The sequence below is a fragment of the Collinsella sp. TM05-38 genome, from assembly GCF_003466445.1.
Taxonomy (GTDB): domain Bacteria; phylum Actinomycetota; class Coriobacteriia; order Coriobacteriales; family Coriobacteriaceae; genus Collinsella.
On sequence record NZ_QSPM01000005.1, the window covers coordinates 104,189 to 117,214 of the forward strand.

9 protein-coding genes and 2 tRNA genes are annotated in these 13,026 nt (G+C 59.5%); 4 read left to right on the forward strand and 7 right to left on the reverse strand.

Translation table 11 applies throughout. The annotated features are described in order from the left end of the window. Nucleotides 1-159 precede the first annotated feature (159 nt). The 4 genes from DXD49_RS04075 to DXD49_RS04090 all read left to right on the forward strand — a co-directional run bounded on the left by DXD49_RS04075 (nt 160) and on the right by DXD49_RS04090 (nt 2,521). Nucleotides 160-236, forward strand: a tRNA-Glu gene (locus DXD49_RS04075). Between the two features lie 22 nt (nt 237-258). Further along, nucleotides 259-335, forward strand: a tRNA-Glu gene (locus DXD49_RS04080). A 150-nt stretch (nt 336-485) separates the two neighbouring features. Continuing rightward, entirely contained in the window at nt 486-1,793 is a 1,308-nt protein-coding gene (locus DXD49_RS04085) for a lysylphosphatidylglycerol synthase transmembrane domain-containing protein (RefSeq protein ID WP_117762929.1), read from the forward strand. Between the two features lie 116 nt (nt 1,794-1,909). Continuing rightward, complete coding sequence (locus DXD49_RS04090) at nt 1,910-2,521, forward strand: TetR/AcrR family transcriptional regulator (RefSeq protein ID WP_117762930.1); 612 nt, start codon at nt 1,910-1,912, stop codon at nt 2,519-2,521. 56 nt (nt 2,522-2,577) lie between these two features. Here DXD49_RS04090 and DXD49_RS04095 read toward each other — a convergent pair whose 3' ends face one another. The 7 genes from DXD49_RS04095 to metK all read right to left on the reverse strand — a co-directional run bounded on the left by DXD49_RS04095 (nt 2,578) and on the right by metK (nt 12,878). Further along, the gene (locus tag DXD49_RS04095; RefSeq protein WP_117794271.1) at nt 2,578-4,011 is read right to left on the reverse strand and encodes a radical SAM protein; all 1,434 of its coding nucleotides are present in this window, start codon (nt 4,009-4,011) and stop codon (nt 2,578-2,580) included. A gap of 216 nt (nt 4,012-4,227) precedes the next feature. Then, the gene (locus DXD49_RS04100; protein WP_117794272.1) at nt 4,228-5,442 is read right to left on the reverse strand and encodes an ABC transporter permease; all 1,215 of its coding nucleotides are present in this window, start codon (nt 5,440-5,442) and stop codon (nt 4,228-4,230) included. After that, nucleotides 5,439-6,212 (reverse strand): ABC transporter ATP-binding protein, encoded by a 774-nt coding sequence (locus tag DXD49_RS04105; RefSeq protein ID WP_117762933.1) that lies wholly within the window; start codon nt 6,210-6,212, stop codon nt 5,439-5,441. The genes DXD49_RS04100 and DXD49_RS04105 overlap by 4 nt, the downstream gene beginning before the upstream one ends. Further along, nucleotides 6,212-7,648, reverse strand: a complete 1,437-nt coding sequence (locus tag DXD49_RS04110; RefSeq protein ID WP_158564853.1) for an efflux RND transporter periplasmic adaptor subunit — start codon at nt 7,646-7,648, stop codon at nt 6,212-6,214. Before DXD49_RS04110 ends, DXD49_RS04105 begins: the two co-directional genes overlap by 1 nt. Before the next feature lie 132 nt (nt 7,649-7,780). Continuing rightward, nucleotides 7,781-9,496 (reverse strand): L,D-transpeptidase, encoded by a 1,716-nt coding sequence (locus DXD49_RS04115; protein ID WP_158564854.1) that lies wholly within the window; start codon nt 9,494-9,496, stop codon nt 7,781-7,783. 149 nt (nt 9,497-9,645) lie between these two features. Continuing rightward, nucleotides 9,646-11,253, reverse strand: coding sequence for an L-serine ammonia-lyase, iron-sulfur-dependent, subunit alpha (gene sdaAA / locus DXD49_RS04120; RefSeq protein WP_117794275.1), 1,608 nt, complete (start codon nt 11,251-11,253; stop codon nt 9,646-9,648). A 344-nt stretch (nt 11,254-11,597) separates the two neighbouring features. After that, the gene (gene metK, locus DXD49_RS04125) at nt 11,598-12,878 is read right to left on the reverse strand and encodes a methionine adenosyltransferase (RefSeq protein WP_117794276.1); all 1,281 of its coding nucleotides are present in this window, start codon (nt 12,876-12,878) and stop codon (nt 11,598-11,600) included. Nucleotides 12,879-13,026: the final 148 nt, after the last annotated feature.

Sequence of the window (13,026 nt, forward strand, 5' to 3'; positions counted from 1 at the left end):
AGGGCAGCTAAAAAAGCCCCGTCCCAAATTAACTACCTTGCTGACCTGCGCGTTCCATAACCTGCCGACAAATTTTCGGCAATTTGTAATTTTTTCTTGCGCTCGCGTTTTTTGTCCCGTAATATATTTCCTCGCAGCACGGCAGTGCAGATGTCATGTGGCCCGTTCGTCTAGCGGTTTAGGACGCCGCCCTCTCAAGGCGGAGATCACCAGTTCGAATCTGGTACGGGCTACCATTTCTTTTCTGCCGAGATTTATGGCCCGTTCGTCTAGCGGTTTAGGACGCCGCCCTCTCAAGGCGGAGATCACCAGTTCGAATCTGGTACGGGCTACCACGCATCTGATACCCGGACTTCCCACGGAAGGCCGGGTTTTTTATTATCAAACAACCGTCTGCAATTCCCGTTTGAACAAGAGCTTTGCGTTCTGCTTATGGCCCTTACGGGTACAATAACCAAGTTATTTTGACTGTTAGAAGGAGTCTCATGACGGAGTCCTCTCAGCATACGTCCAAGCCCCTGGTCGAGGTTGAGGCCTCGGGCGGCGATGACAATAAGAGCGCACGCCGCGGCGCCATCTTTATCGGCGTTGTGCTGGTGGGTTATATCCTCTATCTGGTGGTAACCGGGCAGATGGGGCAGTTCTGGGCTGCTATGTCGAGCGTCCAGGCGCCCTGGCTCGTTGTCGCGTGTCTATGCATGTTCATGTATCTGTTCTTTGGCATTGTGGCCTATGCGATCGCCGTCTGGCTCGACCCCAATTCACCCGTCGGCATTCGCGACCTGATCTCTGTCGAGGCTAGCGGCATCTTTTTTGGTAACCTGACGCCCATGATGATGGGCTCGACTCCTGCCCAGATTTACCGCCTGACCAAAGCGGGCCAAAATGTCGGCGAGGCCGGCGCCACGCAGTTCACGCGTTTTATCGTGTATCAGTTTGGCCTTGTTGCCTGGGGTGCTATCCTGCTACTTGCTCGCATGCCGTTTTTCGCCGAGCGCTATGGCGACATGACACTGCTGTGCGTCTTTAGCTTTGGCGGACACTGCTGCATCTTGCTAGGTATCTTTGCCGTCGCGCTCATGCCTAAGACCGTCACGCGCGTCGCCCATTGCATCATTAATTGGCTCGAGCGCATAGGTGTCTCGTCCACTAAGATCGAGGGATGGCGCACGTTTGTCGATGGCGAGGTCTATTCGTTCTCCGAGAAGTTCAAGCTTTCGGCTGGCCATTTTTCGTCCATGCTGCTCACCGTGTTTATCACCATGCTGCAGCTCGCGTTTTTCTATCTGGTGCCGTATTTTCTGATGCTTGCCTTTGGCCACCACGAGGTCGACTTTTTCTCGGTCATGGCCGCGAGCGCCTTTGTTCAGCTCCTCAGCTCTGCTGTTCCCCTGCCCGGTGGCACCGGCGGTGCCGAGGGTGGCTTCGCGCTTTTCCTGGGTCATTTTTTTGGATCGGCTTCGACCGCCGGCTATCTGCTGTGGCGCCTCATTACGTTTATTGCGCCGACCATTTTGGCTGCGCCCCTGCTGGGCCTTAAGAGCGCCCACAACGAGAGCATCCATGCGCGCTGGGATCGCGTGATGTGCAAGCTCGGCCGCACGCCTCAGACGCCCTCTGCGCCCACTAAGCCGCACCCCACGAATGCTGTTACCGTTGATCCCAAGAAGCACGCTCAGAAGGCTTCTGGGACCGCTAAGCCGGCTCATAAAGCCTATGTGCGCCAGACAGGCGATGGTATTCGCGTATCTCCGTCGGCACTCAATAAGAAGAAGCACCTTAAGTCGCAGTAGGGCAGTCGTGCGTTCTTCATGATGCGGGGCATATTTGTGCTGTATGGGGGATAATCCTCTTACGTAGATTATCTCTCATCTGTTGATGAGTGCCCGTATATCGAAGGGACACGCCCATGGCCACCAGCAAACCGCGTATTGATCGCCGCATCGTTCGCAGCCGCACTGCCATCCTTTCCGCTTTCGAGCGCCTGCTCATGGAAAAGCCGCTGGCAGACATTACGGTGAGTGCCATCGCGCGCGAGGCCAATGTCGACCGCAAGACCTTTTACGTTCACTTTGGTACGGTTGATGGCTTGCTCGATGCCATTGCCGTCGATGTGGTGGAGATGATTGTCGACTCGGTCGAGAAAACGCTTGCTTCCATGGACGGTGACACCAACGAGCGCGCCCTGGGCGCGGCGGCGACCTTCTTTAAAACCGTTAACGAGGCACTGTGCAACAACCTGCTGCTCAATCGCCAGCTCATCGAAAACATTCCGCTTGACGACTTTATGGCTCGCCTGCGTGTGCCGCTCGAGCACGAGATTGCCGAGCGCGGCCTGCTGCCCGAGGGCATTAAGGACGAAATGTTCGAATACTACCTGGCGTTCTTGCTGTCCGGTATTATCGGCATCTATCGCACGTGGGCATTGTCCGATGGCTCGGTCGCCATTGAGCGCGTCTCGGCAGTCGCCAACGACCTGACTCTGAACGGTCTTTCGAGCTTGGAGACCCGTTTGTCCTAGCGCGGGCGCCCCTCCCGAGGCGCCCGCGTCTTTGCTGCCTGCTCCGTTATCAAGCGCTAGCAGTTGCTCTTGAGCTTGCGGCCCTGCTGTTCAAACTTATGCATGTCGCTGTCGGCCATGCCCTGCGTCTCGTCCTCATGGCGTTTGATGTAGAGCGGATCGTCGGGATCGTTCCAAATGCGTTCTGCCACGGGCGCCCAGGCCTCGGCTGCGGCGCGGGTCTTTTCGCGCAGTTGCTCGGGCGATTCCTTCTCGACCAGGTCGGTGCTCTTGGCACCGGTCTCGGCCACCATCTTGGGCAGCACGTCGGGGTTCTCGAGCATGGGGCAGGGCTTGAGATAGTTGTCGTTGAACGGCTGGCCCTCGTAGTATTTCATAAAGAGGGGAGAGCGCAGCGCATCGAGCAGGCTCACATCGTGGATGTTGGCGTTGGAATAGTGGATGAACACGCAGGGCTCCACGTCGCCCGCTGCATTGATGTGCAGGTAGCGGCGACCACCGGCGATGCAGCCGCCCACGAACTCACCGTCATTTTGGAAGTCGAGCGTAAAGAGCGGCTTTTTCTCGCGCATCTCGCGTATAAAACGATACATGTGCTCACGCTGTTCGGGCGTGGGCATGAGCTCTGAGGTGGCGTTGCGCCCGACAGGCATAAAGTGGAAGTACCAGCAGAAGAGCGCTCCCTCGCGGATCATCCAATCCATGTTTTCCTCGGTGGCGACGGTATCGGCGTTGGCGCTCGTCCAGCAGGTCGATATTCCAAAGGGCAGATTGCGCTCGCGCAGGAGCTTCATGGCATGCTCGATCTTGACGTAGGTGCCCTCGCCGCGGCGGGCATCGGTGGTGTGCTCGTTGCCCTCGGCGCTGATGGCAGGGACAAAGTTTGCCACGCGGATCATGTCATCGCAAAACGCCTCGTCGATCAGGGTGGAGTTGGTGAAGCAAAGGAACACACAATCTTGGTGCTTTTCACAGATCTTGATGAGGTCGTGCTTGCGGACGAGCGGCTCGCCGCCCGTATAGATGTAGATATGCGTGCCGAGCTCTTTGCCCTGCGTGATGATAGAGTCGATGTCTTCAAATGAGAGATTCTGCTTATAGCCGTACTCGGCTGCCCAGCAGCCCGTGCAATGCAGGTTACAGGCGCTCGTGGGGTCGAGCAGGATGGCCCACGGAATATTGCACTGGTACTTTTCGCGGCTTTTTTCCTGCTGCGGCCACGCGAGCAGGTTGCCGTCGACAATCAGTGCCTTGAGCAACTTGGTGCGCATATCGGGATTGAGGGTGAAGACGCGCATGATCAGGTCATACCAGTTGCCGCGGCTCTTGATGACGTTGGTGAACGCCTCGCGCTGCGCGGGAAATACGCGATCGGGGACCAGCTTGTTCACAAGGTCCATGATTTTGTCGATGTTTTCCTGCGGGTTGTCGTCGAGATAATCGATGAGTTTGTTGAGCGCTGCGCGCTCCGCTGACTGTGTAAGCGACATGAGCATATCCTTTCACGTGTACTTCGTGTGAGATAATACCCATATGTGGAATTAAATGCGTCTAAAGAATCCGTAATGTGTCTATTCAACGAATCAATTTGATTTGGGGCGAAGTGTCATGCCCCGACACCTTCTAAGTTACGTTGAAATAGTGTCTAATATGCGCTTTTAAACGCATAAACAGTCAGTATTTCACCGCAACGTATGGGTGGTTGCTTACTGATAGCGGAGACACTCGACCGGGTCGAGCTTTGCGGCGCGGCGGGCGGGGTAGAAGCCAAAGATTACGCCGATGCCGACTGAAACCGCAAAGGCGAGCAACACCGTCGTAAGGGAAAAGCTCGGCGTAATCGTCCCGCTGGCTCCAAACTCGCTCATAATGCTCGAGTTGGCGGCAAAAAACGCGAGCCCCCATGCCAGCAGATAGCCGATCGCAACACCGAGAATGCCGCCGGTGATGCACAGTGCCGAGGATTCGGCCAAAAACTGAGAGGTGATATCACGTCGGCTTGCACCAAGCGCGCGACGGATGCCGATCTTGCGGATGCGCTCAGTCACGCTGGTGAGCATCATGTTCATAATGCCGATACCGCCGACAAGCAGCGAGATACTGGCGACAGCACCCATGATGAGCGAGAATGCGCCCATAAAGGAGTTGAGTGCATCGATGGCGCTTTTCATGGAGGTCGCCGATACACTGTCATACTCATCATCCTCCGCGATGCCTTTCATCGCGCGCACCTTGGACTCGATGGTCTTGCAGAGCTCATCCATGTCCGTGCCCTCGGCGGCAAGTGCCGTCACGCTGGGGAATGAAGGATTCTCGTCGCCAAATAGGCCGGAGATGGTTTCACGTGGCATATACAAAGTGAGCGAGCCCATGGAGTCGCTGCCGCCATCAATCACGCCTACAATCTGCACCTCGCCGTTGGACACCTTGATGGTTTTTCCCAGCGCATCTCGTTCGTTGCCGCAAAGCTGATCGGCGCCGCCGCGGCTGATGAGCGCCACGCGCGAGCCTGCCTTTGACTCGACATCGGTGTAGGTGCGCCCCGCAACGAGCTTACTGGCACCCACGGCGTCGAGCATGTCGCTATCGACACCCTGTGCCATGACGGTATAGCTTTTATCGCCGGTCTTGTACTCGGTGTACGCGCTGTTGACAATGCCGATCTGTTCTATCTGCGGCACCAGTTTTTGAAGCTTCTGGACGTCAGAATCAGAGAGTTCTTGGGACGAATAGATCTGAACCATGCGAGCTGCGTTGAGGCCCAGGCTGTTTACCAAGCTGTTTTGGATGCCACCGATGAGCGAAGTCATGGCAATGACCGAGGCGATGCCGATGACAATGCCCAGGATGGTGAGCAGGCTGCGCCCCATGTTGGCCTCGAGCGAGTGAAGGGCTTCCTGGATGAGATCGCGGGCGCTCATGCCATCACTCCTTTCGGCGGGTTGGCGGAGGCGGAAATCATGGGCAGGCTATCTACGGCGCTGCGCAGGGTCCGCGGTGCATGCGGAATATACGCGCCGTCGTGAATGCGACCGTCGCGGATGGTCACGGCACGGTCGGCCTCGGCGGCGATGCCGGGGTCGTGTGTGATAAGCACGATGGTTTTGCCGCGCTCCTGGAGCTTGCGGAAGGTTTCCATGACAAGCGCCCCGGTTGTCGAGTCCAGGTTTCCCGTCGGCTCGTCAGCCAAAATGATGGGCGGATCGTTGACGAGGGCACGTGCGATGGCGACACGCTGCATCTGGCCGCCCGAGAGCTCGGATATGCGGTGGTCCCAGTGGTCGACGGGCAGCGTGACGGCCTGCAGCGCGTGCACGGCGCGCATTTCTCGCTGGCTACGGGGCACGTTAGTGTATGCCAGCGGCAGCATGACGTTTTCGATAACCGACAGGCGCGGCAGCAGGTTGAAGCTCTGAAAGACAAAGCCGATGCTCAGGGCGCGGACTTCGGTGAGCTCGTCATCATCGAGCTCGGCCACGTTGAGGCCCTGCAGGTAATAATCGCCTGCCGTCGGTTTGTCCAGGCAGCCCAGGATGTTCATGAGCGTTGACTTGCCCGAGCCCGATGGGCCGGTGATGGCGACGAACTCGCCGGGATCTACTGCCAGGCTCACGTTGTGCAAGATATGGGCGCAACCCGCCTCGCTCTCAAAGATGCGATGCACGTTGCGAATGTCGATGACGGGACGCATTACATGCCCTCGTCGGCAGACATGCTGCCCGAATCCGCGCTGTAGCCGTCGTCAGCCGTTGCGTCCGCTCCGGTGTCCATGACGAGGGTGTCGCCATCGCGCAGCTTGGTAACCGGCACGTTAGTGTTGATCTCGTTGCCCTGGTCGTCGCGCTTGACCTGCGTCTTACCGACTACAGCCTCGTTGTCGTTTTGCGCCACGACGGTCACCTTCACGCGGCGCGTCTTTTTGCCCTCCGAATCGGTGGCCAGATTGACGTAATATTGCTCGCCATCTTCGGTCATCAGCGCCATGGTCGGCACCATCACCACGTCGTGGAGCTTCTCGGTCACTACCGAGACCTCGGCAGTCATACCCGGCTTAAGGCGACTGTCGGGTGCTTCGATGAGGATGTCGACGTTAAAGGTCACGCTGCCGCCGCTCCCGGAGGAGAAGTCGGAGGTTGCCACCGAGGCGATAGCCGTGACGGTGCCCTGGCTCACGATATCGGGAAACGCGGGATAGGTCACGTTGGCGCTTTGGCCCACGGCAATTTTGGCGATATCCTTTTCGCCCACCTGAACCGTCACCTTCATCTTGGACAGGTCGGCGATCTGCATGCACTGCTTGCCGCCGCTCGTATCGCTTTCGCCCATGATCATGCCGCCTGTTACCGTGGCGCCCACCTTGGCGTTGAGCTCCACGATGCTGCCCGAGCTCGGGGCCGTGATCGTACGGCTGGCGGCCTTGGCGTTCGCCTGATCGAGGTTTGCCTGGGCCGATGCGAGGCTGCGCTGCGCGGCCGATACGGCGTTCGTGTCCGCTGATGCGGCGGAGATGCCAGCCGCTGCGGAAGCTTCGTCGACGTCCGTCGTTGGGGTGGCCTGCGCGGCAGTTGCGGCTTTCTGCGCGTTGGCGAGGTCTTCCTGAGCTGCTGCAACTGCGCGCTGCGCCTCGGCAACGTTGCGATCGAGCTCGTCGTTTTTAATGGTCATAAGCACGTCGCCCTCGTTGACGGATTGGCCTGCCTGCACGTTTATCGAATCGACCGTGCCGTCGACAGAAGGGGAGACCACTGAGGACGAAATGGGTTTGAGCTGGCCTTTCGCTTCGACCGTTGTGCTAAACGTGCCCTCGGTCACCATGTCGGTCGCAGGCCCGCTATCGCCCTGTGGCTGCGCATTGATAACCAGGGTTGCGACAATGGCAATGAGCGCGATGACACCCACGATGCCGGCGGCAATGCCGCGTCGAATCAGTTTTTTGCGTCGACGTTCGGCACGTTTTGCCTTGAGCTTGGCATATGCCTCTTCATCGGAAATCTCGGCCGTGTCGTTCGTGCGTCCGCTCTCCTTGTCGGCATGTACGTCTGTGATCAGAGGAAGCGTTTCGGTGATACCTTCGGGCGTGTGCTCGGTATTATCCGGGCCCGGGGTGATCGTGGAGACATTCGGCATAGCGTCTCCTTTATAGAAAGAACCTCGATAAGTATATGCGCCCACCGGTTGGGGCAGGCGCATAGGACGGTTTCTTTCGGAACTGTTAGATTGGTCGCAGCGGTTCCACGCTGTATGAATGCGCGCGTTGCACTACGAGTGGACAACCACGCACAGGCCGACTTTGATGCAGTCGTGAAGTGCCTTGGCGTCGGCCAGGCGCAGGTTGATGCAACCGTGGCTGCCGCACCACTTGTACGACTCGGCGTTATCGAAGCTCTTGTCGTTTTGCCAGGTGGCATCGTGGAAGCCGATCATGTTGCCCTCAAACGGCATCCAGTAGCTCACCGGGCTCTCGTATTTGGGCTTGCCCGTCTCGGGGTCCTTGGCGCCAATCAGCGTGCTCGCGCCGTCGTTGCTGTTGATCTGCCAGACGCCTTCGGGAGTGGCGTCCTCACCCGGCTTTCCTGAGATAAAGTTGGCCTCCCACACGATATTGCCGCTCTCGTCGTAGTAGCGCGCGTGCTGCTCGGACAGATCGACATCGACGTATGCCTTCCAGTCGGGCTCTCCCTTTGCGGTAAAGGTGTCGGCCTTCTGGGAGTACTTGATCTCGATTTCGCCGGTCTGCTTGTTGTTAATGGCGTCCTCGACCTGCTTGGCGAGCGAGCCGCTGTCGATGGACCAACCAAAGTCGCCGCCTTCAACTGCGCATTGCTTGCCATCGGCGCGCGTCCACCAGCGAGTGGAGCCCACGGTGTTAAAGCCGTTGGCGAGCTCGGTTGCCCAGCTGCTGATCTGTGACGTATCGAGTGTGGGGTTGGCCGGATCGGCAAAGCTGATCCACTGCAACACGGAGCTGCCATCAACCTTGCCGGCATCCTCGCCGTTGAGCTTGAGGGTCACGTTGACGCCCAGGAAGTTGTTGGCGGCATCGCATGCGGCCTGAATCTGATCATCGGTAAGCGTTCCATTGAGCGGCTCATAGGCATCGTTGCCGAGCTTGGAAAGGTCTACGGTCTCGGACAGCGAGGAAAGCTCGAGCTCGGCATACTTAATAACATGCTTGCGGTCGAGTTTTTCGTTGGAGCGCGCCTTCTCGACGGTAAACTTGCCGGCCTGCTCGTCATAGGAGCTATTGGCCTCGAACGTGCCCGAACGCCCCTCGTTAAACTCGTCGATGGCGGCGCCCAGATCCTCCTCAAACTTCTTTTGGTTAAAAGTGTCGGAGAGCATGGACAGGTCGACGTCTTGATCAAGATCGACTTCGTTGGAGGTAGCGGTTGTTTTGGTCTTTCCGCTTAAGGATTCCACAAGGCGGACCGGCCATACAAAGGCTTCGTTGTGGCTGATAATCTCTTTTGCGGCAGTTTCGCCGTCGACGATGGGCTCATCGGACTCGGGCTGATAGGTCCAGCTAAAGTCATCGCCTGTCACGGTGAGCTTATAGTGCTTCCATGCCGAGTTGACCTTGGTGGCGGCAGACGAAGCGTTGGAAAACGAGACGTCGACGCCGGCGATGGTGGTATTGGGGTAGGCTACCTGCGAAAACGCTACGACGCCTACGATATAGACAATGACGATAAGACCCAGGACGACAAAGAGCGTCGTCTTTTTGCCCGACTTATTGTTCTCGGCGGGTTTGCGCGCGGGGCCGCGATCGCCTCGACCGTGCGCGGGGGGCTGCTTGGGCGCATTGCCGTTTGCCTGGCGCTGCTGACGTCGATGGTTCGGGCGTTGGGAAGCGTTTGCCGCACCACGCTGCTGACCGTGACTCGGCGCGATAGGACGCGGCGACTGAACGCCACCGGTGTGCCTGCTCGGCTGCTGCGGATCGGGAATCAGTTGAGTTCGATCGTTTTGCGACATCGTATGCATATCCTTCGAATTTCGCCTTGCGGCTCATCGTGTTTTTACTGGGCTTGCATTATAGCGATTACCTAGTTGTTTGTGGTACGGAAACGGTGGCATTCAAAAGAGGTGGGACAGTTGTCCCACTATCGAGTCGTTCTTGGTCACTACCCGCACACACCGCATTTTGCACAGGCCGAAAGCGCGGCCGGAGCCTGCGCGATGCCGCCCTTTGCCGTCTCGCGCAGCGTGGCCGGCAACGCGTGGCCCACCGAGAGCATGACATGTGCCATCTGGTCAAACGGCACCAGGCTCTTAATGCCGGCGAGGGCGAGTTGTGCCGAGCTAAAGGCCGCTGCCACGCCGATGGCATTGCGGTTTTGGCAGGGCACCTCGACCAGGCCTCCGACGGGGTCACAAACGAGGCCCAGCAGGTTACTCAGCGCGATGGAGCTGGCGTCAAGCGCCTGCTCGGGCGTGCCGCCGAGCATCTGCACCAGCGCGGCGGCAGCCATGGCGGCGGCGCTTCCCACCTCGGCCTGGCATCCGCCTTCGGCGCCGGCAACGCAGGCGCTCGTGGTGAGGTTGAGGCCGATGGCGGCTGCGCAGTAGAGCGCGTCCATCACCTGCTCGTCGTCGAGCTGAAGGTGATCGGCGAGCGCCAGCACGCAGCCGGGCACGACGCCTGCGGAGCCTGCCGTGGGGGCAGCGACGATCACACCCATGGTGGCGGAGCGCTCCAGGACGGCCATGGCGCGGGCCACGGCATCGGTCTGGACGGGGCCCATTAAGTTGGAGCCAAGGTCGTTGCGGCCGGTGGCATCGACAAGCTTGGCCTCGCCGCCGATAAGCCCGCCGAGCGAGCGCTGCGGATTGACGATGGGGGCCGTGGTCTCCTCGCGCATGACGTCGAGCACGCGGCGCATGGCGGCGACGGCGTGGGCCTCGCCGGTCAGACGCGCCTCGCGCAGGGCCATGACGGCGCCGATGCTGAGTCCCAGTTCCTCGCACGCATCGAGCAGCTGCTCGCCGTCGTCGAAGATTTCCTTTGCTGAGACGCCGGGGGAGAGCGACGAGGCAGAACCTGGGAGCTCGATAAAGGTCGCGTAATCGACATTGTCGAGCTTGCGCAGCATAGGGACGACGGTGTCGTCGGGCGCGCCGTCGGTCTCAAAGACGGAGTAGGCCTGGCCGCCCACCTCGGTGCGGTAGGTGCGGCAGAAGGCGATGTTCACGTGGGCGTAGGCGAGCAGGTTCGTGAGCGCGGCGAGCACGCCGGGAACATCCTGGTGCGCCACGAAGAGCGTGGAGTACATACCCGAGATGTCAACGCCGACGCCGTTAATGCGGCTGATGCGCATCTTGCCACCGCCCAGGCTCTCGCCGCGGACCTGTGCCGTAGCGCCCGTGTCGTCGACCATGTCGATGTCGACGGTGTTGGGGTGGATGGAGGCGTCATCGCCCTTGATGTCAAAGTTATATTCGAGGCCCTGCTCGCGTGCGAGGTCGAAGGCCTGCTTGATGTTCTCGTCATCGGTGTCGAGGCCCAGGATGCCCGCGACGAGCGCACGATCGGTGCCGTGGCCGCGGTAGGTGTGGGCGAAGGAGTTCCACAGGCCAAAGGTGACTTTGGTGATGCGGCCTTCCAGCAGGCTGGCGGCAACTTGGGCGCAGCGCAGGGCGCCGGCGGTGTGCGATGAGCTGGGGCCGACCATGACGGGGCCCAAGATCTCGAATGCGGAGGTCGTAGCTAGTGTTTGCGGCTTGCCTGCCATGGGTGCTCCTTTGTTTTGTCCCATCGTCCCGAGGGCGGGGCATACACTGTCCCGCCGTTCCGAGGGCTTTAGTATTTGGTCGCCTGCTCGGACAGTCCTGCTCGCACGGAGGCCACATTAATTGGCCTCCGGCTCGTGCGGAACTCGCGATCGACCAAATACTAAAGCCCTCGGAACTTAGGATACATGGTTGGAGTCGCTCTGCCGCAATATTTATCGGCATGTGACCTATTCCATGTCCCAGGTCGGCTTATCTTCACCACCGTTTAAATAAAAAAGAAGTACCGGTTGGAGTCGGTACTTCTTTTGGTGCGTTGTTATTTGCTGTAGCTTTTCGGGTTAGCTTACAGGCCGCAGGCTGCTTTGAGTTCTTCGACACGGTCGGTCTTCTCCCAGGTGAAGTCGGCGTCTTCTCGGCCGAAGTGACCGTAGGCTGCCGTCTTTTCGTAGATGGGGCGACGCAGGTCTAGGTCGCGGATGATTGCGCCCGGGCGCAGGTCGAAGGTTTCCTCTACGGCTTCAACGATCTTGTCCTCGGCAACATGCGCGGTACCGAAGGTGTCGACCATGATTGAGAGGGGCTTGGAAACGCCGATCGCGTAGGCAAGCTCGACTTCGCAGCGGTCGGCCAGACCGGCGGCGACCACGTTCTTGGCGACCCAGCGCGCGGCATACGCGGCGGAGCGGTCGACCTTGGTGCAGTCCTTGCCGCTAAAGGCACCGCCACCGTGACGGCCGTAGCCGCCGTAGGTGTCGACGATGATCTTGCGGCCGGTGAGGCCCGTGTCGCCCATGGGGCCGCCCACGACAAAGCGACCGGTGGGGTTCACGTAGATGTCCGCGTTGTCCCACGGCATGTTCTCTGCGGCCATGACCGGGGTGATGACGTGCTCGATGAGGTCGGCCTTGATCTTTCCCATGTCCTCGATCTCGGCGGCGTGCTGCGTGGAGATGACGATGGTCGTGACCTCGACGGGCTTGCCTTCCTCGTAGCGCACGGTGACCTGGGTCTTGCCGTCGGGACGCAGATAGGCGAGGGTGCCGTCGTGACGCACGGCGGCCAGGCGCTCGGCCAGGCGGCTTGCCAGGTAGTGTGGCATGGGCATGAGGGACTTGGTCTCGTTGGAGGCATAACCGAACATCATGCCCTGGTCGCCGGCGCCGATCAGGTCGATCGGGTCGGTGGTAGCGCCGGTCTGGGTCTCGAAGGACTCGTCGACGCCCTGGGCGATATCGGGCGACTGCTCGTGGATGAGGCTCATAACGCCGCAGGTGTCGCAGTCAAAACCGAACTTGGCACGGTTGTAGCCAATGCGGCGGATAACGCCGCGGGCGATTTCCTGTACGTCGACGTAGGCCTGGGTGCGAATCTCGCCGGCGACGATGACGGTGCCGGTGGTCACGAGGGTCTCGCAGGCGCAGCGGACGTTCTCCACGTTGGCAGGCACGCCGTTGGGGGCGATGTAGCCCTGTTTCTGGAGCTCTATTTCTTTGGCGAGGATTGCGTCGAGGACGGCGTCGCTGATCTGGTCAGCGATCTTATCGGGATGACCTTCGGTCACCGACTCCGACGTAAAAACAAAGGACCCGTGTTGGGGTGGGATGGAACGAAGTTCTTCTGACATGATTGTCCTTTCAAAAACGTGTCCCGGCGACCGTTACCATTCCGCCGGGCTCTCTATGCAAGGGCACATCATAGCGCGTAAATCAAACATTCACACCCTTTCCGCACCTAGTCATACATCGCTTTGGGGGTAGCTAATTTGGGACGGG